Source organism: Streptomyces sp. NBC_01808 (genome assembly GCF_035917395.1).
Classification (GTDB): domain Bacteria; phylum Actinomycetota; class Actinomycetes; order Streptomycetales; family Streptomycetaceae; genus Streptomyces.
In genome coordinates this window covers 434239-454588 of record NZ_CP109072.1, presented here as the reverse complement: position 1 = coordinate 454588, position 20350 = coordinate 434239, and the positions used below count along the sequence as shown (strand labels likewise).

19 protein-coding genes and 2 pseudogenes are annotated in these 20350 nt (G+C 73.8%); 11 read left to right on the top strand and 10 right to left on the bottom strand.

What is annotated here, in order from left to right; translation table 11 throughout:
- The first annotated feature begins 28 nt into the window (after positions 1-28).
- The 3 genes from OG946_RS01660 to OG946_RS01650 all read left to right on the top strand — a co-directional run bounded on the left by OG946_RS01660 (position 29) and on the right by OG946_RS01650 (position 2088).
- Complete coding sequence (locus tag OG946_RS01660; RefSeq protein ID WP_326794361.1) at positions 29-757, top strand: type 1 glutamine amidotransferase; 729 nt, start codon at positions 29-31, stop codon at positions 755-757.
- A 105-nt stretch (positions 758-862) separates the two neighbouring features.
- Positions 863-1798 (top strand): cytochrome c oxidase assembly protein, encoded by a 936-nt coding sequence (locus tag OG946_RS01655; protein ID WP_326794360.1) that lies wholly within the window; start codon positions 863-865, stop codon positions 1796-1798.
- 152 nt (positions 1799-1950) lie between these two features.
- Entirely contained in the window at positions 1951-2088 is a 138-nt protein-coding gene (locus tag OG946_RS01650) for a hypothetical protein (protein WP_326800474.1), read from the top strand.
- A gap of 21 nt (positions 2089-2109) precedes the next feature.
- On the opposite strand, the gene OG946_RS01645 is transcribed toward OG946_RS01650, so the two are convergent.
- Complete coding sequence (locus OG946_RS01645) at positions 2110-2292, bottom strand: hypothetical protein (protein WP_326794359.1); 183 nt, start codon at positions 2290-2292, stop codon at positions 2110-2112.
- Positions 2293-2618: 326 nt separating this feature from the next.
- Here OG946_RS01645 and OG946_RS01640 point away from each other — a divergent pair, with 326 nt between their 5' ends.
- A complete protein-coding gene (locus OG946_RS01640) occupies positions 2619-3425 on the top strand; it encodes a hypothetical protein (RefSeq protein WP_326794358.1) in 807 nt (268 codons plus the stop codon).
- A 48-nt stretch (positions 3426-3473) separates the two neighbouring features.
- Here the strand turns inward: OG946_RS01640 and OG946_RS01635 are convergent, their stop codons facing one another.
- Positions 3474-4535 carry a LacI family DNA-binding transcriptional regulator gene (locus OG946_RS01635; RefSeq protein WP_326794357.1) on the bottom strand — a complete coding sequence of 354 codons (1062 nt, stop codon included), beginning with the start codon at positions 4533-4535 and terminating at the stop codon, positions 3474-3476.
- 142 nt (positions 4536-4677) lie between these two features.
- Here OG946_RS01635 and OG946_RS01630 point away from each other — a divergent pair.
- Both OG946_RS01630 and OG946_RS01625 read left to right on the top strand, forming a co-directional pair.
- Positions 4678-5423, top strand: a pseudogene (locus tag OG946_RS01630) (glycosyl hydrolase 115 family protein); the annotation flags it as partial.
- Positions 5423-5746, top strand: a complete 324-nt coding sequence (locus OG946_RS01625; RefSeq protein ID WP_326800115.1) for a hypothetical protein — start codon at positions 5423-5425, stop codon at positions 5744-5746. The pseudogene OG946_RS01630 and the gene OG946_RS01625, both read left to right, overlap by 1 nt.
- 93 nt (positions 5747-5839) lie before the next feature.
- On the opposite strand, the gene OG946_RS01620 is transcribed toward OG946_RS01625, so the two are convergent.
- The gene (locus OG946_RS01620) at positions 5840-6682 is read right to left on the bottom strand and encodes an alpha/beta fold hydrolase (RefSeq protein ID WP_326794356.1); all 843 of its coding nucleotides are present in this window, start codon (positions 6680-6682) and stop codon (positions 5840-5842) included.
- A 524-nt stretch (positions 6683-7206) separates the two neighbouring features.
- On the opposite strand from OG946_RS01620, the gene OG946_RS01615 reads away from it, so the two are divergent.
- The gene (locus OG946_RS01615; protein ID WP_442814254.1) at positions 7207-7785 is read left to right on the top strand and encodes a snapalysin family zinc-dependent metalloprotease; all 579 of its coding nucleotides are present in this window, start codon (positions 7207-7209) and stop codon (positions 7783-7785) included.
- Between the two features lie 196 nt (positions 7786-7981).
- Positions 7982-8836, top strand: coding sequence for an alpha/beta fold hydrolase (locus tag OG946_RS01610; RefSeq protein WP_326794354.1), 855 nt, complete (start codon positions 7982-7984; stop codon positions 8834-8836).
- 35 nt (positions 8837-8871) lie between these two features.
- Here the strand turns inward: OG946_RS01610 and OG946_RS01605 are convergent, their stop codons facing one another.
- Positions 8872-9873 (bottom strand): glycoside hydrolase family 64 protein, encoded by a 1002-nt coding sequence (locus tag OG946_RS01605; RefSeq protein ID WP_326794353.1) that lies wholly within the window; start codon positions 9871-9873, stop codon positions 8872-8874.
- A 261-nt stretch (positions 9874-10134) separates the two neighbouring features.
- Between OG946_RS01605 and OG946_RS01600 the strand changes: the two genes are divergently transcribed.
- Positions 10135-11418: a lectin gene (locus OG946_RS01600; RefSeq protein ID WP_442814253.1), complete on the top strand. Its 1284-nt coding sequence runs from the start codon at positions 10135-10137 to the stop codon at positions 11416-11418.
- 181 nt (positions 11419-11599) lie between these two features.
- Here OG946_RS01600 and OG946_RS01595 read toward each other — a convergent pair whose 3' ends face one another.
- From OG946_RS01595 to OG946_RS01575, 5 genes and pseudogenes are all read right to left on the bottom strand, one after another.
- Positions 11600-12310 (bottom strand): hypothetical protein, encoded by a 711-nt coding sequence (locus tag OG946_RS01595; RefSeq protein ID WP_326794352.1) that lies wholly within the window; start codon positions 12308-12310, stop codon positions 11600-11602.
- Positions 12311-12380: 70 nt separating this feature from the next.
- Positions 12381-13172 (bottom strand): hypothetical protein, encoded by a 792-nt coding sequence (locus OG946_RS01590; protein ID WP_326794351.1) that lies wholly within the window; start codon positions 13170-13172, stop codon positions 12381-12383.
- 112 nt (positions 13173-13284) lie between these two features.
- On the bottom strand, positions 13285-14598 hold the full coding sequence (locus tag OG946_RS01585) for an ATP-grasp domain-containing protein (RefSeq protein WP_326794350.1): 1314 nt from the start codon (positions 14596-14598) through the stop codon (positions 13285-13287).
- Positions 14599-14628: 30 nt separating this feature from the next.
- Entirely contained in the window at positions 14629-15297 is a 669-nt protein-coding gene (locus tag OG946_RS01580) for a 4'-phosphopantetheinyl transferase family protein (protein ID WP_326800113.1), read from the bottom strand.
- Positions 15298-15372: 75 nt separating this feature from the next.
- Positions 15373-16224 (bottom strand): annotated as a pseudogene (locus OG946_RS01575) (metallophosphoesterase family protein); the annotation flags it as partial.
- Between the two features lie 259 nt (positions 16225-16483).
- Here OG946_RS01575 and OG946_RS01570 point away from each other — a divergent pair.
- Complete coding sequence (locus OG946_RS01570; protein WP_326794349.1) at positions 16484-17599, top strand: hypothetical protein; 1116 nt, start codon at positions 16484-16486, stop codon at positions 17597-17599.
- Positions 17599-18297, top strand: a complete 699-nt coding sequence (locus OG946_RS01565; RefSeq protein ID WP_326794348.1) for a TetR/AcrR family transcriptional regulator — start codon at positions 17599-17601, stop codon at positions 18295-18297. The genes OG946_RS01570 and OG946_RS01565 overlap by 1 nt, the downstream gene beginning before the upstream one ends.
- 42 nt (positions 18298-18339) lie before the next feature.
- Here the strand turns inward: OG946_RS01565 and OG946_RS01560 are convergent, their stop codons facing one another.
- Positions 18340-20094, bottom strand: coding sequence for a fatty acyl-AMP ligase (locus OG946_RS01560; protein WP_326794347.1), 1755 nt, complete (start codon positions 20092-20094; stop codon positions 18340-18342).
- Positions 20095-20350 lie beyond the last annotated feature (256 nt).

The following is a 20350-nucleotide window of genomic DNA, read 5'->3' as shown; positions in this document are numbered from 1 at the left end:
CCCGTACGAGACGCCAAGGAGCCACCGCATGAACGACACCAGCCTGCGCCTCGTCTGGGTCTACCCCGACCTGCTGTCCACCTACGGCGACCAGGGCAACGCCCTCGTCGTCGAGCGCCGCGCGCGGCAGCGCGGCTACGACGTCACGCGCGTCGACGTCCGCTCCGACCAGCCCGTGCCCGCCTCCGCCGACATCTACCTCATCGGCGGCGGCGAGGACCGCCCGCAGCGGCTGGCCGCCGAGCGGCTGCGCCGCGACGGGGGCCTCAACCGGGCGGCGGGCAACGGCGCGATCATCTTCTCCGTCTGCGCCGGCTACCAGATCCTCGGCCACGAGTTCATCAACGACCTCGACCGGCCGGAGCCGGGCCTCGGCCTGCTCGACGTCACCAGCGGCCGCGGCCAGGCCGGCCGCTGCGTCGGCGACGTGCTCGCCGACATCGACCCGCAGCTCGGCCTCCCCCAGCTCACCGGCTTCGAGAACCACCAGGGCGTCACCCACCTCGGCCCGACCGCCAAGCCGCTCGCCCGGGTCCGCTTCGGCCACGGCAACGGCACCGGCGACGGCACCGAGGGCGCGTGGAACGGCAATGTCTTCGGCACGTACATGCACGGCCCCGTGCTCGCCCGCAACCCGCAGATCGCCGACCTGCTGATCCGGCTGGCGCTGGAGTCCCCGGGCCTGCCGCCGGTCGACGACCGCTGGTACGAGGCCCTGCGCAACGAGCGCATCGCCGCCGCCAGCGCCTCCCGCTGACGCCGCGGACCCCGGCCCACCCCGCCGGGGTACCCCGGCGAAGCGGCGGAACGGGCCGGGTCTAGCCTGAGTGAGGGCATCACCGGCACAAGGAGCAGCACCGACATGGACCACGGCGGGCACGGCGGCCACCTGGATCTTCCGCCGTTCACCCTGGGGCGCGGGCTGGAGTGGACCGGCGAGCCGATCTTCCTCATCGGCTCCCTCGTGGCCCTCGCCCTCTACGGGTACGGGGTCTTCCGGCTGCGCCGCCGCGGGGACGACTGGCCGATCGGGCGGACCGCCGCGTTCACCATCGGCGTGCTGACCATCGTCCTCGTCATGTGCACGGGCCTGAACGACTACGGCATGGTCATGTTCAGCGTGCACATGGTGCAGCACATGGTGATCAGCATGCTCTCGCCGATCCTGCTGCTCCTCGGCGCCCCCGTGACCCTGCTGCTGCGCGCGCTGCCGACGGGCCGGCCGCGCTCCGCGGTGGTCTCGGTGCTGCACAGCCGCTATCTGATGGTGATCACGCACCCCGTGTTCACGATCCCGCTGTTCATCGCGAGCCTGTACGCGCTGTACTTCACCCCGCTCTTCGACACGCTCATGGAGAGCAGGGCCGGGCACGTCGGGATGATGATCCACTTCCTGGCCGTGGGCCTGGTCTTCTTCTGGCCGATCATGGGCGTCGATCCGGGCCCGAACCGGCCCACGCACGTGATGCGGATGCTGACGCTGTTCGCGGGCATGCCGTTCCACGCCTTCTTCGGCATCGCGCTGATGATGGGCAGCGAGCCCATGGTGGACGTCTACAGCAACCCGCCCGCGTCCCTCGGCATCGACGCCCTGGACGACCAGCAGGCCGCCGGTGGCATCGCCTGGGCGTTCAGCGAGATCCCCTCGGTGCTCGTCCTCATCGCGCTGGTCTACCAGTGGTACAACTCCGAGCAGCGCCGCGCCAAGCGCAGCGACCGCACCGCGGACCGCGACGGGGACCAGGAGCTGGCCGCGTACAACGCCTATCTGGCCTCGCTCCAGGCTCGCGAACAGTAGCCGCGCGGACACCCGCCGCTCTCCCGACTACCGCACCGCTCCCCGGCGAGGGACCATGGGGGCAAGGTTGCGTGCGGTCGCGCGGGGACGGCCGTCGGCTGACGGCTGGTGGAGGCGGCATGGGCAAGCCCGGTTCTGCGAAGGCCATGGTCGTGAGTACCGTGGCCGGTCTCGTGGTCATCACGGCGTACACGGTGTCGGTGGGCAGCAGCGGATGGCTCTGGTTCGGCTGGGTCATCCTGGGGCTGGCCGCGCTAGGCGTGGTGCTGACCGGCGGCTCCTGGAGATAGGCGGTAGCCCGGCGGCCCGCGTCAGCCGGTGAGCAGGGTGCCGCAGCGGGTGCAGCGGACCGGGGGTGCGGCGTCGGCGAGCCGCCCGCACTCCGGGCAGACGCGTTCCAGCCAGCAGACCGACTCCCCGCCCTCGGGTTCGGCCCCGCCGGTGGCGGCGGGGCCGGCCGTCGTCGGGGGCTCCTGCTCGTCCTCGTCGCCCATCGGTGCCCTTCCGTTCCGTACGGGATCACCTGGCGGATCCCGCCTGCAGCCATTCACACCCTTCGCGCCGTAAGCGGCCGGAATTCGAGGCCAGTTCGACGTCAATTCGTTACGGTACCGTAATCTGAGGACGTGTCTGCGACTGCATGCAACGACTCAGGTTGCCGAACCCCGCCGCGCGACGGCGGGGTTCGGCTGTGGCCCGGTCCGCGGCGGCGCGCAGAGCCCAGTGCGTCGGCGTGAGACAGGGGTGACGGATGGCGGCCGGCACAGCGACTCTGGAGCGACCCACCTCCCTGCCGGCCCCGGCCGGCCGGCGGGCCCCGGTGAGACCGGTCGAGCGCAGAGTGGTGTGGTGGGCGGCCTGCCTGATATGCGGCGGGCTCACGGGGCTGCTCCTCGCGGTCGTCGGCACGCTGCGCGGCGCGCGGCCTTCGCGGCGGCGGGTGCTGATCGTCGTGTGGGGCACGGTGGTGCAGGCGGTGCTCGCGTGCGCCTTCGCCGTGCTCGGGCTCGGCGGCCAGATGCGGCCGTGCGCGGCGGCCGGGGAGGGCGGCGGGGTGTGGCAGACGGCCCGTACGGTCCTCAACGCCCCCGTCTCCGGCGCCGCATTGCTGTACGCGGCGGGGGAGGGCGGCGAGATGTACCACTGCGCGGCGAACGGCACGACCGCGGTCATCCTCGACGACGGGTTCGCCCGCGCGGGCACGATGTACGGGACCGTCTTCCTCACCGACCAGCGGGCCGAGACGCAGTCGCCCCGGATGCGCAAGCTGTCGGAGCACGAGGCGCGCCACTCCGACCAGTGGGCGCTGGGGTCGCTGCTCGCGGGGCCGGCCGCGTTTCCCGCGCTGTACGCGGCGGACGAGGTGTTCTTCCCCGGCGCGTACAACCACTTCGAGCAGGCGGCGGGGCTGGAGGACGGGGGCTACGACCCGCCGCCGGACAGCCCTCCGGCCGCGGGGCGGCTCGCGGTCCTGTCGGTCGGCGTGCTCGTCGGCTACACGCTCGTGGTGAGCCCGGGGCGCCGCAGGCCGGCGTACGCCATACGCCCCGGCCCGGTGCCGGCCGCCCTGCACGACCCCGGCGCCGCCCACGGGCGGGAGGCCGCGAAGCCCGCCGCGCGGCGGTGAGTGCAGGGCCGCCGTCCGTTCGAAAGTTTCGGTCTCTTGGGGGTGCCGTCAGCGCTCGGGCGGCGGGGCCGTGCTGTTGCGGGTGACCAGGCTCGTCGCCAGCTCGACGCGGCGCGTCACCGGCTCGTGGCCGCGGCCGATGTCGAGCACCAGCCGGGCCGCCGCCTCGGCCATCTCCGTCAGCGGCTGCCGCACGGTCGTCAGCGGCGGGCCGATCCAGCGGGCCACCGGCAGGTCGTCGAAGCCGACGACGCTGAGGTCGTCGGGGATGCGCAGGCCCAGCTCGCGGGCGGCCTCGTAGAGGCCGAGGGCCTGGAGGTCGTTGCCGGTGAAGATGGCGGTGGGGCGGTCGCGCAGGGCGAGCAACTCGCGCCCGGCGGCGTAGCCCGCCTCGTGGTGGAAGTCGCCCTCCCGGATCAGCTCGGGGTCCACCGGCAGCCCGGCGACGCCCAGCGCCGCGCGGTAGCCGTCGATACGGGCCCGGCTGCACATCATCGTCGGCGGCCCGCCGACGACGCCGATCCTGCGGTGGCCCAGGCCCACCAGGTGGCGGGTGGCGGCCAGCCCGCCCTGCCAGTTGGTGGCCCCGATGGACGGCACGTCCTCGGCGAGGTCGCCCGCCGGGTCAAGCACCGCGAACGGGATGCCGCGGCCGGTGAACTGCGCGCGCTGGTCCGCGGAGAGGTCCGACAGCACCAGGATGACGCCCGCGGGCCGGCGCGCGAGCACGTCCTCCACCCACGTCTGCCCCGGCGTCAGCCGCCCGGCGCTCTCCGAGAGCACCACGCCGAGCCGCTCCACCCTGGCCACGTTCTCCACGCCCCTGATGACCTCCATCGCCCACGCGCTCTCCAGCTCGTGGAAGACCAGGTCGAGCAGCGGGGCCTGGCGGGCGCCGCCGCCACGGCGCCGGTAGCCGTGCTCGCGCAGCAGGTCCTGGACCCGCGCGCGGGTGCCGGGGGAGACGTCGGAGCGGCCGTTGAGGACCTTCGAAACTGTCGACGCCGACACGCCGGCGGCCTCCGCGATCGCCGCCAGCGTGGCGGTGGCCTGCGGCTCCTCGCCGGCCGCGGGGGCCTCTCCGTCGAACTGGACTCCAGCACCACTCATGGCGGGATGGTAGCCCCGCCGCCCGCCGCTGCGCGATGTCTTGACCTTCCCATGGCCTCAGCCTAGGTTGCGCAGAAATATTCGCGATGCTTTACGAAACATTGCCGCCTGCTCCTGAAGGCTCGGCGAAGGAAGGCCCGGCATGGACAGCAGCGACTCCCGGCACGACCCGTCTCCCGCATCCGACGCCCCGCCCGGCGACGGCGTCAGCAGGCGCCGCGTCCTCGGCGCCGGGCTCGGCCTCGGCGCGCTCTCCGCGACCGCCGGCGGGGTCCTCGCGCTGCCGGGCCCGGCCGCCGCCGCGCCGCCGCAGGACCCGCCGCAGCCGACCGACCCCGGCGCGTACATCGCCCACGGCCCCGGCGCCGGCCGGTTCCCGCTCGTCGCCGACGGCCGCGCCGCGCCGCTGGTGGCCGACGGCGGCGACTTCCCCGGCGTGCTGCGCGCGCTGGGCGACCTGCGGGCGGACCTGGAGCGGGTCACGGGCGTACGCCCCGCGCTCACCCGCGGGCGCGCGCCCTCCGGACGTACCGCGGTGCTCGTCGGCCCATCGGCCGCAGCCCGCTGATCGACGGCCTGATCGCCGCCGGTAAGCTCGACGTGACCGGCGTCGAGGGCCGGTGGGAAACCTCGCTGCACGAGGTCGTGGCCGACCCGCTGCCCGGCCTGGACAGCGCCTTCGTCATCGCCGGCAGCGATCAGCGCGGCACCATCTTCGGCATCTACGACGTCTCCCGCGGTATCGGCGTCTCCCCCTGGCACTTCTGGGCCGACGTCCCGCCCCGCCGCCACGACGCGCTCTACGTGCTGCCCGGCCGGTTCTCGCAGGGCACACCGGCGGTCAGGTACCGCGGGATCTTCATCAACGACGAGAACCCCGCCCTCGGCTGTACCTCTCGCCACGCAACAGCGTCCTCACCCCGGACGGACTGCGCTACGCCGTCGCCTTCGACGACGACGCCCCGCAGACGGTGAACGTCACCCGGGTCACGGGCGCCGACGACGGCCGGATGAACCGTCAGTGGGAGCGGAACACCTCCGACAACGCCACCGTCACGGTGACGGAGCACCGGGTGACCAGGCCGGGCGTGCACGTGCTGAAGCTGTGGATGGTGGACCCGACGGTGGTGGTGCAGAAGCTGGTGGTCGACACCGGCGGCGTACGCCACAGCTACCTCGGCCCGCCGCCCAGCAGGTTCGTGCGTCGCTGAGCCCGCCGATGCGCGGAGGGCGCCCGGACTTCTCGTCGGCCGCAGGCCCGCGGGACCGGCCCCCCGGAAACCGGTCCCGGCACCTGCGGTCCGCTATCCGAGCATGAGCATCGCCTCGGCGACCTCGCCGGCCGCCGCATCGGGGATCGCGGTGGCCGCCTCCTCGAGGACGAGCAGCTGTGCCCCGGGGATCTCGCGCGCGATCGCCTCACCGTTGCCGACGGGGAAGAACGGGTCGCGGCGGCCGTGGACGACGAGCGTGGGCACCGCGATCTCGCCCAGGCGTTCGCGCCAGCGGGGTGTGCAGTCGAGTCGGGAGAACACCATGCCCAGGTGGTTGGCCAACTGGACCGGGGGTGCGGTGCCGGGCGTGCGGTCCCAGATACGCCCGGCGACGGCGCGTGCGGCGCCGGGGTCGTCGCCGAGGATCTCCGCCCCCGCGGCGGCGAACTCCGCCACCGCCGCGCGGTCGGTCCAGTCGGGCATCGCCCGCGCGAACAGCCGGCTCATCGTCGCCTGATCGTGGTCGGGGAGGTCGTCGTCGGGCGGGCCGGGCGCGACCGCGCGGGTACCGGCCAGGGTGAGCGCCGAGAACGCGCCCGGATGGTCGAGCGCCGCCACCTGGGCGACCATCCCGCCGACGCCGGTCCCGGCGAGGTGCGCGGGGCCGCCGCCGAGCACGCCCGCCAGGGCCGCCGCGTCGGCGGCGAGGTCGCGCAGGGTGTACGCGGGCGCCTCCGGGTCCGCCCCCGTCGACTCGCCGCTGTCGCGCAGGTCGTAGCGCACGACGCGGCGCCCGCCGGCGGCCAGGTGCTCGCAGAGCGCGTCCGGCCAGGAGAGCATCGTCGTCCCGCCCACGAGCAGGACGAGTGGCGCGTCGTCGGCACCGAACGACTCGCAGCCCAGGCTTACCTCACCGACGTTCACGATGGTCATCAGATCACCGGAGGACATCGTAGGTCGGGTGGGTCACGGTCGATGGTGGTGTCCCGGTGCGGGGGCCGGTGACGAAGCCGTCGAGAGAGATTCGAGTCATGCCAGAGCAGACCCGATCCGCCGCCAGAACTCATCGCTCACGGAGGAAACGGGTGTGCCCGCGTCCCCTCAGCGGGGCCGTCCGGGCGGGATCGCGGGCGCCCGTACGCCCGCGGTCAGCGTGGCCGTCGGGTCCGACAAGACGTCCGGTGCGGCGGATCGGCCCTGAAGCGCAATCCGTCTCGACTTCCCGACTACTCCGGAAGAATGACCCGCGCTGCGCGACCGGATTCCGCCCGTACGGAATCGGCCGTGTGCGCCGCTCAGGGAATACCGGGGGCGGCGCCGAGATGGCGTAAGAAGGTGAAATCTGCTGCCATTGCCGCCTCTTGTGGGCCGCGGAGCGCCGCTCCTACACTCGGGCCGACCCTTATCAGGGTCGCGCAGTAGTGCTCGATTCTCACACCAAGAGGAGGGCTCCCCGCATGCTGCGAAAGTTGGGTATCGGCGTTATGGCCGCTGCCGCAATCGTCACTCTGTCCTCGGCCCCCGTGGCCACCGCCGCCCCCGCTCCCGCTCCCGCTCCGGAGCGTACGGCCGTCGCCACCACGCTCTACTACGACGACAGCCAGGCCGGTGAATTCAAGGGCGCCGTCGCCGCGGGCGCAGAACAGTGGAATTCCACGGTGCAGAACGTCAAGCTGGCGAAGGCCCCGGCGGGCACCCGCGCCGAGATCACGGTCATCGCCGACGACGGCTGGCCGCGGGCCACCCTCGGCCCGGTCCGCCCCGGCGGGCGCGCCACGGTCTGGTTCGGCCGCCAGGCGGTCAACGAGGGGTACGACACGACCCGCATCGCCGCGCACGAACTGGGCCACAGCCTCGGACTGCCCGACATGAAGCCGGGCCCGTGCTCGTCGCTGATGTCCGGCTCCACCGCCGGCGTGAGCTGCACCAACCCGGTCCCGAACGCGACCGAGCGGGCGCAGGTCGAAGCCAACTACGGCGGCGGCTTCGCGAGCCTCGTGCCGATGGACGGACGCATCGTCGTCGACGCGCCCTGACCCCCGTCGGACCGCACGTACGACACCTCCCGTGGCCGGGGCGGAGACTCCCCGGCCACGGGCCACGGCCGGGCCCGTACGCGCACATTCCCTTCCGGAAAGCCAGGGGAATTCACCACCGAATACCACAGACCGCCCGCGCCCCGAACCACCCCTGTGCGCGTCCCGGCTGATCGTCGTGTGTGAGGGTGGCACCATGCCGAACACGCCGACCTTCGTCCTCGTCCACGGGGCGTTCGCGAACTCCTTCTCCTTCGCGCCGCTCCAGGCGGAACTCGCTCTGCGCGGACACCGCTCCCTCGCGATCGACCTGCCGGGCCACGGATTCGCCGCCACGTTCCCCGCCGCCTATCAGGCCCCGCAGGATCTCGGCGCGCTCGCCACCACTCCCGGCGGCATCAAGGGCGTCACGCTCGCCGAGAACGCGGCCCATCTCATCGGCGTGCTGGAGCGGGCGAAGCGGAACGGCCCGACGATCGTCGTCGCGCACAGCCGCGGCGGCATCACCGCCACCGCCGCCGGCAACGCCCGCCCCGACCTGATCGACCGCCTCGTCTACGTCTCCGCCTGGTGCCCCGTCGACCTCGACGTGAACGCCTACTACGCCGAGCCCGAGATGGCCGGCGTCGACGCGGCCGGGCTCGCCCGGGCTCTCGCCGGCGACCCGGCCGCGCTCGGCCTGATCCGTACCAACTTCCGCACCGCGGACCCCGAAGCGCTGGCCGCCTTCCGGCAGGCGTTCGCCGCCGACCTCACCGACGACGAGTTCCGGACCTTCCTCAACACCTTCCAGCCCGACGAGAACCTGGACACCGGTTCGTCCGCGGACCGCGCGCAGGCGGCCACCTGGGGCCGGATCCCGCGCAGTTACCTGCGGCTGGCGGACGACGTCAGCATGCCGCCCGCCATGCAGGACCGGCTGATCCGCGAAGCGGACGCCCTCACCCCCGGCAACCGGTTCGACGTGCACACCGTGCCGGGCGGCCACCTGCGCTGGCTGGTGCACCCGGAACCGGCCGCCGACGTCCTGGCCGGGCTCGCGGCGGGCTGACCGTACGGGGCGGCCGGGGGTGCGGCGCCCGGCTGTCACCAGCCGACGGCGACCACCATCCACTGCGGGTTCTGGACCGAGACGAACGACGACTGCTCGGCGACGTCGTCGTACGGGAAGCCGTACGCCAGGCTGCCGATCGCGTGCTGGTGCCAGAACTGGGCGTAGTAGTTGGCGGGACCCTGCCGGTAGAAGCGGCTCGGGTCGCCCCACTGGTTCTGCGGCAGCTCGGCGACGTGCCGGTTGAGCGCCGCGCAGCCGGGGGCGTCGCCCGCGAGCGGGCCGGAGCAGCCGAAGACCTCCTGGGTCGAGACGTTCCTGCCGGCCGACCGGGCGTAGTCGCTCATGTAGGCGGCGTGCTTCCCGCCGGGCTGGAAGTCCGGCACGTTGCCGGGAGAGGGGATGCGGTACGGCGCCTGCACCCGGCTCAGCGACGCGAACTCCGGCGGCATGGCCGCCGCGAACTTCTGCCACGTGGCCTCACGGGACTCCTGGAACGTCGCGTAGTCCTCGCCGACCTGCCGGTCCGTGCCGTCGTGGCCGTGCACCCGCATGGCGAGCTTGAGCGCGAAGGCGTCGACGCGGGTGGTGTTGCCGTGGAAGGCGTCGGGGCCGACGGTGAACTCGATGAAGTCGGAGTACCTGCTGTCGGGCGAGCCGAGGTGGAAGTACATCCGGCCGGCGGAGTTGGCGCGCATGTCCACGTACCGCTGCTGGGCGATCGAGCGGGTCTGCCCGCCGAAGGACCAGAAGACCTGGTCGTCGGGGTACTGGCCGTTGGTCCTGTTGAGGATCTGCACCGTCAGCACGTTCCGCGCGGGCGGGATGGCGCCCGTGTCGCCCCAGAAGGAGGCGGGTGGCGGGTCACCTGCCGCCGCGGGGGCCGCGAGGACCGGGGCGGACGCGGGCGGTACCGCGGCGTGGGCGGCCGTGCCGGTGCGGTCGGCCACGGCGTAGCAGGCGAATAACAGCAGGGCGACGACGGCCGTCAGCAGGCCGCGGTGGCGTCTGGGCCACGTCGGGTGCGCGGGGGACATGCGGGGGCTCCTTCGCTGTGGGGCGTACACGGCCCGAGGCGGGAGCTGCCCGGCGGGCCGGGCGTACAGAGAGCGCTCTCGGAGCGTCGTGAGGCGCAGGTGCGTTGTCAAGGGGAGCGGTCGTTCGACCTCCGGGAGTTGAACACCGCGCGTGCCCGCCGGACCCATTGACTGCATGACATGAAGGGAGTTCACTCACCTCGCGCAAAGGTATGGACCATGCTCCACGCTCGACCCCACGACGCATCGAGGTGAGCTTCCATGTTCGTACGACGACGCAGACGTCCGCTCCGCAAGGCCGTGCTCGTCGCCACGGCCCTCGCCGCCGTGCTGGCCGTGCCGCTGCCCGGCGCCGCCGGCTCGGCACCGGCGCCCGGACCCGGCGGAAAGGCCGAAGCCGCGCCCTACGCCGTCACGTTCGAGGACACCTTCGACGGCCCGGCCGGCTCGGCCGTCAACGGCGGCAAGTGGCTGATCGAGACCGGCGACAACGTCAACAACCACGAGCGGCAGTACTACACCGCGGGCAACGCCAACGCCGCGCTCGACGGCCAGGGCAACCTGGTCATCACCGCCCGGCGCGAGAACCCGGGCAACTACCAGTGCTGGTACGGCCGGTGCGAGTACACCTCCGCCCGGCTCAACACCTCCGGCCGCTTCACCACCACGTACGGCCACCTCGAGACCCGGATGAAGCTCCCCCGCGGCCAGGGCATGTGGCCCGCGTTCTGGATGCTCGGCAACGACATCGGCCAGGTCGGCTGGCCCGCCAGCGGCGAGATCGACGTGATGGAGAACGTCGGCTTCGAGCCGGGCACCGTCCACGGCACCCTGCACGGCCCCGGCTACTCCGGCTCCGGCGGCATCGGCGGCGGGTACACGCTGCCCGGCGGGCAGCAGTTCGCGAACGGCTTCCACACCTTCGCCGTCGACTGGTCGCCGAACGAGATCACCTGGTCCGTCGACGGCAACGTCTACCAGCGGCGTACGCCCGCCGACCTCGGCGGCCGGCAGTGGGTGTTCAACAAGCCGTTCTTCCTGATCCTCAACCTCGCGGTCGGCGGCTACTGGCCGGGCGACCCCGACGGCAGCACCTCCTTCCCGCAGCAGCTCGTCGTGGACTACGTCCGCGTCAGCACCTCCGACGGCGGCGGCGGTAACTCCGGCACGTTCACGGGCGCGGGCGGCAAGTGCCTCGACGTGGCCGGCGCCAACCCCGCCAACGGCACCGCGGTCCAGCTCTACGACTGCAACGGCACCTCCGCGCAGCGCTGGACCGTGGGCACCGACGGCACCATCCGCGCCCTCGGCAAGTGCCTCGACGCGGCCGCCGCCGGCACCGCCAACGGCACCCGGGTGCAGCTCTACGACTGCAACGGCACGGGTGCCCAGCGCTGGTCGTACAACTCGGCCACCCGCGACATCGTCAGCCTGCCCGCGGACAAATGCCTGGACGCGGTGGGCGGCTCGACGGCCAACGGGACGCCGACGCAGCTCTGGACCTGCACCGGCGCCGCGAACCAGAAGTGGACGCTCAACTCCTAGCGCCACCGGGCCCGCAGGGGTGCCGGGAAAGCGCTCTCGCAGGTACGGACCTCACGTCTTGACACCGCTTCCCGGCGCCCCCTCAACTTCAACACGTGAAATGGCCGGACCCCCACTCGACTTCACCGGGCACGGAGGCGGCCCCTCCCACGCCACCGTGCCCCCCGGCTCCCGCTGCGGCTCACCCGGCGAGAAACGACAGGTCGCCGTTCTCCTCCGCCCGGATGGGCCGGTCCCCCCACCACACGTGCTGGACGTCGTCGGTGCAGGTCTTCGAGACGTCCTGGCAGTAGTAGCCGGTCTCCTTGCCGGGCTCGGCGAGGAAGACTTCCGGCAGCCGGTCGCACCGCGGGTCGACCGGCGCCAGCGGGCCGTCCGTCGTGCCGTTCTTCCCCTTCTCCCAGGCGAACCAGTCGTAGACGGCCCGGGCGGTGTGCACGCTCTTCAGCGGCCGCGCCGTGTAGACGAAGTCCTGGCTGAACGCGCCTGCGCTGCCCGATGTAGTGCCCTTGCTCGTGACCAGCCAGGGCACGGTCACGCCCTCGTACGTCACGGTGCAGCGGACGGTCTCGCCGCGCGGGCGGTCCACCTCGCCGGCGCAGCGCCCAGGGCCGGTCTCGCCCATGACGCCGGCCATCCGCACGGTCTCCTGGCGCAGATGGTTGAGCACCTTGTCATTCGTCGCGGCCTCCGGCTCCGGCTCCGGGAGCGCCTCCTCCAACTCGCGGTCGGTCAGGCCCGGATGGTGCGTGCTCGGCTCGATCCGCACCGGCCGCTTCTCGCCCTTCACCTCGGACAGCCGGTACTCCGCGTCGCAGCCGCCCGCCTCCTCGGCGCAGCCGCCGACCAGGGCCACGACGACTGCCGCGGCAGGTATCACCGTGCGATTCATACCGCTGTTGTACCGCGAGGGCGCCGGTAGGGGTCCCGCGCGGTCCGCACCCCGGCCGATGTCGGGTGGCTCACCGCCCCGTCGCCAGCCAGCCGCCGCCCTCGACGCGGCCGGTCACCCGGGCCCGTACGCCCTTCTCCGCCCGTTCGGCCAGCGTCGGGCCTTCGGCGGTGGCCGTCACCTCCCCGGTGGCCTCCAGGTCGCGTACGTCCCGGCTGCCGGCGGCCAGCAGATACCAGTCGCCCGAGGGTGCGCGCCAGTCGGTGGACGCGAGGACGTGCCGCCCGAAGCGGCTGCACGCGGCGGAGTCCTCCCCGCTGCTCTGCGCGGCGACCACGCGGCCCGGCGTCGCGGCGGAGCGGGCGGGCGGCTGCAACTGGACGACGACCCGCCCCTGCCCCCGCCAGGTGGCGGCCCTGCTGCACACCCAGTCGGCGCGGCCGGCGTCCTCGGGCAATCTCTGCTGCGCGAACACCCAGTTGTTCACGGCCCGTACGCCCTCGCCGCGCCAGCCGTCGAGCCGGCAGGCGGAGCGGGCCCAGTCGCGGCGCAGCGCGTACCGCAGCACCCGTACCCGCAGTTCGTCGAGGCGGACGTCGGTCTCCGGCTCGCGGGGCGCGGGTGTGCGCTGCGCCGGGACGCGCGCCAGGCGCCGCGACCGCCCGGCCGCGAGGGCGCGTTGCACGGCGGCGTGGGCGGTGAGAACCCGCCGGTGCCTGCCGAGGGCCGGCGGGAGCGTGAGGTAGGCGAGCCGGGCGAGCGGCGCGTAGTGCGCCAGCGGGGGTGCCCCCGGTGCGGCGGCGGGTGCCCGGTCGCGGGGGCGGTCGCCGTCGTGGAGGTGCGGGCGGCTGCTCGTCGGCATGGGGACCCTCCACGGGGGCTCGTGCGGGGGGGCTCGTACCGCCAAACGAACGACCCCCGGACGAGTCACGGAGCGATCCCCTCCCCGCCGGCTTCCGCCGCGCGCCGCCGCCTCAGACGGTGCCGGGGACCGGGCGGCACAGCTCGGAGATCGCCGTTGCCAGCCGGGCGAGTTCGGCGTGGTCCGCCGTACGGCCGTGCAGGTGCCCGAGGCGTGCGCCCGCCCCGTCCCGGGGGTCGGGCGGGGGCGCGGCGGCGGTGGTCAGGTCGGCGAGGTCGACGCCCGGCAGGTGGCGCAGGCCGTCGAGCCGGGCGGACAGGTCCTCCGGGGCGGCCGCGGCTTTCTGCCCGGTCCCGCGGGCGGGAGGCAGCAGCGTGTACTGGTACGTGACCCCCTCGAAGCGCGGCGGGTCCGGCACCGGCAGCCCCAGCGCGAGGCGCATCGCCGCCGCCACCAGGTCGAAGCCGGATCCGCGCCGTACGACGTCGCCGACGAGGCCGCCGAGGCGTCCGTTGACCTCGATCAGCCGGGGCCCGTCCGCGGTGAGCTTCAGCTCCGTGTGGACGATCCCGTCGCTGATGTCCAGCGCGCCGATCGCCGCCTCGGCCAGGTCCTCCGCGCACTCCGCCAGCGGTGCGTCCAGGGTGTGCGGGACGAAGGAGCCGCGCTCCCGGAACGGCTCGACCAGGGGGAACTTCCCCGTCACGCAGAGCGGTTGGCACTCCTTGCGGTGCACGGCCGTCTCCACGGAGACGTAGTCGCCCCACTGCGCCCCGGCCGCCCCGGGGTCGCCCGGGAGCAGCGCCTCGACCAGCAGGTCCGCACCGGGCGCCGCGTCCGCGCAGGCCGCGACGGCGGCGCGGGCGCCGGAGACGCTGTCGAGCCGGTGCACGAGCCGGCCGCCGGCGCCGCGCCGCGGCTTCAGCACGGCGGGCAGCCCCACCGTGTCCAGCGCGGCGTCGAGGTCGGCGGCGTCGGCGACGGGTGCGAACGGCAGGTCGTCCAGGCCCGCTTCGGCGAAGGTCCGGCGCTGCTGGAGCTTGTCCACGAGCCGCCCGGTGACCGCGGGGGTGTGCCAGTACGGGATGCCGAGCGCCGCCGCGATCGCGGAGGTGAGTTCCATCCGGTGCTCGCTGAACGTCAGCAGCCCGTCGGGTACGAACACGGCGACCGCCCCCGCCGCGTCCTGCGCGTCCAGCCCGGTGATGTCGCACAGCGCGAACCGCCGCGTCAGTACCGGCAGCAGCTCCCGTATGTGCTCGGAGGTCCGGTCGACGACGAGGAACAGCTCCGCCCCGCAGAAGCGGGCGGCGGCCGCGACCTCCGCGGCGCCGGCCGAGCCCGCGTCGTACAGGACGCCCACCGTCCGCTCCCCGCCCACCGTGCCCACGCCGTCGCCCGGCGGATACGGGAGGGACTGGGGCACCGGGCCCGTCCCGCCCCGCGCCGCCCGCACCTATCCGCCGTCCCCGGCGCGCCCGCCGGCCCGCGCGGCCAGCGCGACGGCGGTGACGAGCAGGCCGCTGCGGCACAGCCAGCGGCCGTTCATGTGCGCCAGCGAGGTGCCGTCGACGGTGGGCGCGGGGACCAGGATCCGGGCGGTGAAGGTCCCCTTCCCGGGGTCGACGTCGATCCGGGCCTCGTCGAAGTCCAGCTCCCTCGCGGTCAGCGGGTACCAGACCTTGAAGACCGACTCCTTGGCGCTGAACAGCAGCCGGTCCCAGCAGACTTCGGACGTGCCGCGCATCCGGGCCCGTACCTGCTCCTGCTCCTCCGGCAGCCCGATGGCCTCCAGGAGGTCGTCCTTCAGCGGCTCGTTGGGCTCGGCGTCGATGCCGATGCCGAGTACGTCGCCGCGGCGGGCGACGGCGGCGGCGCGGTAGCCGGCGCAGTGCGTCATGGAGCCGACGATCCCGGCGGGCCACTGCGGCGCGCCGCGGCGGCCGGGGAGCAGGGGCGCGGGCTCGACGCCGAGCGTGCCCAGGGCGCGGCGGGCGCACTGCCGTACGGTGGCGAACTCCGCCTGCCGGTGCGGTACGGCCCGGGCGACGGCCCGCGCCTCCTCGGGGTACAGCCGCTCCGCGGGCGGCTCGGGCGGGTCGGTGAACGCCTCGGCCGCGGTCACCTTGCCGGGAAGTAACCCCTGGAGCAGCCGGGCCCGTTCGGGGGTCGTCGCCAGCTCCTTGGGCGGTCCCGCCGGGGCCGCCGCCGTCGTCGTCGACGGGGGCAGGACCGTGCGCAGCAGCTCGCGCGGCGGGCGGCGCTTCCACTCCCGCGGGTAGCCGAGCGAGACCTCGGTGAACTTGACCCCGTCGTACCAGGTGACGCGGGGGATGTGCAGGTGGCCGTAGACGACGGCGGCGGCGCGGAAGCGGCGGTGCCAGTCGGCGGTGAGCGTCGTGCCGCACCACTGCGCGAACTCCGGGTAGCGCAGGATGTCGGTCGGCTGGCGTACCAGCGGCCAGTGGTTGACCAGCACGGTGCGGTGCGCAGGATCGACGGCCGCGAGCCGCCGCTCGGTCAGGGCCACCCGCTCCCGGCACCAGGCGTCCCGGGAGGCGTACGGGTCGGGGTGCAGGAAGTACTCGTCGGTGCAGACGACGCCGGCCGAGTGGGCCAGGCGCAGCGACTCCTCCTTGGTCGCCGCGCCCGGGACGCGGAAGGAGTAGTCGTAGAGCACGAACAGCGGCGCGATCGTCACCGGGCCGCCCTCGCCGTGCCAGACGGGGTACGGGTCCTCGGGCGTCACGACGCCGAGGCCGCGGCAGAGCTCGACCAGGTGCCGGTAGCGCTCCTCGCCGCGCAGCGTGACCGGGTCGTCGGGGTGGGTCCACAGCTCGTGGTTGCCCGGCACCCAGACGACCTTGGCGAACCGCTCGGCGAGCAGTCCGAGGGTCCATTCGATGTCCGAGACGCGCTCGCCGACGTCGCCGGCGACGATCAGCCAGTCGCCGGGCGCGGTGGGGCGCAGCCCGGCGGTGATGTCGCGGTTCTCTTGGTAGGCGACGTGCAGGTCGCTGACGGCCAGCAGTCTTCCGTGCATCAGGGCCATTCGATCATTCGGCGGCGGCGGCTCGGGTGGTGTCAAGGGCGCGATGGCGGCTTCCGTCCGGCAGCCGCGCATCGGGCGCGTGCCGACAGGTTGGTACCCGTACCTAAATTCCCGCCAAAAGGCTGCTGACCGGCACTTTCGCTGGGGCAAAGCGCGCCCGCGGCGGGGGAGTTGCGGGCGCGGCGGGGGCCGCGCCAGACTGGATCCTCAACGTCCGTTGAACAGAAGTGTTCTGTTTGCGAATGACAGGGAGCAGATCGTGACCACACCGGCCGCAGGGTCCCCCCACGGCGCGGCGCCGGCCCCGGTGCCGACGGAAGCGCCCCCGGAAGCGCCGGAAGCCGGCGGCTCCGGCAACAACCGCGTGCTGTTCGGCCCGGTCGTGCTCGGGCTCTTCCTCGTCCTCGCGTTCGCCGGGCTGATGATCCCCGGGCTGCGCAACCCCGCCCCCAGCGACATGCCGCTCGGCCTGGCGGGGCCAGGTCCCGCGGTCGCGCAGGTCGAAGCGCAGCTCGACGCGGCCGCTGCCGGCGCGTTCGAGGTCAAGCGGTACGCGGACGAGGCCGAGGCCCGCACCGCCCTGCGCGAGCAGGACGTGCTCGGCGCCATCGTCGTCGGCCCTTCGCCGAAGCAGCCGCCCGGGCTGCTCGTCGCCAGCGCCGCGGGCGACGCCCCGAAGACCGCCGCCACCACGGCGTACGAGCAACTGACCGCGCAACTCGGCACCCCGCAGAAGGTCGACGACGTCGCCCCGCTGCCGGAGAAGGACTCCCGCGGGGTCAGCGCCGTGCTGCTGTGCGTCGCCCTCACCATCGGCGCGCTGATCTTCCAGCTCGTGCTGAGCCTGGCCGCCGCCCACGTCGGGGCCGCCAGGCGCTGGCTGTCCTGCCTCTGCTACGCGGTCGTCGCCGGCGCGGCCGGGGCGCTCTTCGCCGGGCCCGTCACCGGCACCCTGGACGGCCACTTCCTCGAACTGCTGGGCGTCGCCACGCTGCTGTCGCTGACCGTCGTCGGCGTCGTCGCGGCGTGCCAGGCGCTGCTGGGCGCGCTCGGCATCGCCGTCGGCGCGCTGCTCGTCCTCCCGCTCGGCCTCGCCTCCTCCGGCGGCGTCGTCGATCCGCACTTCCAACCCGCCTTCTACGGCGCCGTCTCGGAGTATCTGCCCATGGGCAGTACCGTCTCGCTGCTGCGCCGCGTGCTGTACTTCGACGGCAACGCGGCCGGCGGACCGCTGCTCACGCTGGTGCTGTGGGCGGCCGGCGCCTGGCTCGTCACGGTGGCGATGGAGCGGGTCCGTCCCTTCCGCCCGCTGATGGTCATCGTGCCCGCAGCCGCCGTGGGCCCGGCCCGTACCGGCGCGGCGCGGACGGCCTGATGGCGCGGCCCCACGAGCCCGGCGGCCGGCCGGCGGACGAGCCGCCGGAAGCCGGGCAGGACCGCCGCGAGCTGATCCGGCTCGCGGCGGTCGAGCTGTTCGCGCGGCACGGCTACCGCGGCACCACCGTGCGCGCCATCGCCGAACGCGCCGGAGTGGACCCGGCGCTGGTGATGTACCACTTCGGCAGCAAGGAGAACGTCTTCTCCACGGTGATCCGGGAGACGATGCGCGCCGAGGAGCTGCTGCCGGAACTGCCCCGGCTGCTCGACGAGGTCGCCGACACCGAGAGCGCCGACGACCCCGCCGTGGACGGCAAGTGCCCCGGCGGGCCCGGCAGCCGGCTGCTGCGCGGCTTCCTCACCCGCTGGGAGGACGCCGCCACCCGCCCCTCGCTCCTCGTGGTCTTCCGCTCCGCGATGGAGCACCCCGAGGCGTCGCAGCTCTTCCGCGAGGTCGCCGGCGGCGACCTGCTGCTGCCCATCGCCCGCCGCATCCCCGCGCCCGACCCCGAACTGCGCGCGGCGCTGGTCGCCTCGCTGCTCGTCGGGCTGGTCACCGGGCGCTACGTGGTGCCCATCGAACCGCTGGCCGGGATGGAGCTGGACACCGTCGTCGGGCTTTACGGCCCGTACGCCGACGACATGCTGCTCGGCCGGCTGGGCGGCTCCCCGCCGCCCAGCCGGCCCGACGCCTGACCCGCGGAGCGCGTCACCGGCTCCGCGGGGTCAGGCCCGTCGTCAGTGGCTCGTCGGCAGCGTGCCGTTGACGAGCGCGTCCACCACGTGGCGCCGCTGGAGCTTGCCGCTCGGGGTCTTCGGCAGCGTGCCCCGCGGCACCACCTCCACCCGGTCGGGGCGCAGCCCCGTCTCGGCGGAGACCGCCTGGATGACGCCCTCGCGGATCTGGGCGACGGCCTCGGCGTCCGCGTGGCTCTTCGACTCCACCACCAGCACCAGCGCCTCCGTGCTGCGCTCCTCGTCGGGGCAGCCCACGGCGGCGATGGAGTTCGCCCGCAGCCCCTCCACCGCGGCGGCGGCCGACTCGAAGGCGTACGGGTGGTAGTTGGACCCGGCGATGATGACGACGTCCTTGATGCGGCCGGTGACGTAGGTCTGCCCGGCGTCGGTGAAGCCCTGGTCGCCGGTGTTCAGCCAGCCGTCGTCGCCCAGGACCTTCGCGGTCTCCTCGGGCTGGCGGTAGTAGCCGGACATCATCGAGGCGGTACGCAGCAGGATGGTGCCCTGCTTGCGGTCCGGCAGGTCGGCGCCCGCGTCGTCCACGACGCGCAGCTCCATCCCCGTCAGCGGGGTGCCGGAAGAGACCAGCTCCTGCGCGTCGGCGGCGCCCGGCTCGGCCTCCACGACCTCGCCGTCCGCGGCCAGCCGGTCCCGGCTGACGGTGAGCGTGGTCAGCGGCTCGCCGGGCACGCACATGGTCGCGGCGAGGGTGATCTCCGCCATGCCGTAGCAGGGCATCATCGAACGCTCGCCGTAGCCGTACGGGGCCATGCGCTCGGCGAACAGCCGCAGTGTGTTCGCCTGGACGACCTCCGCGCCGTTGCCCGCGACCCGCCAGGCGCTCAGGTCGAGGCCCGCCAGCTTGGCGTCGGGGATGTTCGAGGCGCACATGCGGTACGCGAAGTTGGGCGCCGAGGTGAACGTGCCCCGGTAGCGGTGCATCGCCCACAGCCACCGCTCGGGCCGGACCGCGAACGACAGCGGCGGCATGCTCGCCACCGGCAGCCCGTGCAGCAGCGGCGCGAGGTTCAGCCCGATCAGGCCCATGTCGTGGTGCATGGGCAGCCAGCTCACGATCAGGTCGCCGGCGCGGTAGGCGTGCTCGCCGATGGCCGCGGCGTTGGCGAAGATCGACTCGTGGGTCAGGGTCACGCCCCGGCTGTCGCCCGTGGTGCCGGAGGTGAACTGCAGCAGCGCGATGTCGTCGGGCTTGGCCTGCGCGGCGGCCAGGTCGAGACCGCCTTCGAAGGGCGGCTCGACGATCGCGACGCCCGCCTCCTTGCACGGCTCCGTCACCGCGTCCAGGAACTCCGGCGCGACGACCACGGCGCGCGGCTCGGCGCGGCTGATCAGCAGCCGCAGCCGGTCGGCCCAGCGCTGCCGGCGCATCGTCGCCAGCGGCGGCTCGCTGACGAACGGGATGGCGCCCAGCAGGAAGCAGCCGTGCAGCGTGGCGTACGCGTCGGCGCTGGTGTCCATGCAGACGCCGACGCGGTCACCGCGCCGCACGCCGTGCTCCGCGAGGGTCGTCGCGGCGGCACCCGCGCGCTCGGCCAGCTCCGCGGCGGTCAGCCGTACCGGGTCGCCGGAGCCCTCGACGTACGCCAGCGGACGGTCGGGGTCGCTGTCCGCGAGATCGAGCAGCGCCGCGCCTATCGTGGCGGCCGTCGTCATCGCGACCGGACCCGGATCCGTCTCCGGCTGAAATCCCGCGCGGTCCGCGTGGATTTCCTCGGTCGAAACGGCAATTGTCATTCCATACCCCCGAATTGACTGCCGCGGTCGCGGCATGAAATGGGCTGGCTGAGGTAAGGTCATGATGGGCGGCGGGCAACGGCGACGTCAAGTCGGGTAATTCCAGGTCGCGGCTTTAGCGGGCCGCTAGACGGCCCTTAGTCGGCAGGGCCACGATGGACTCGCCAGAATAGTGCTGCGCGGCCAGGACGCGTAGCCGTAAAGTCCCCGCGGTCCCGTACCGGGATTTCACAGACGCATACTGAAGGAACGACTC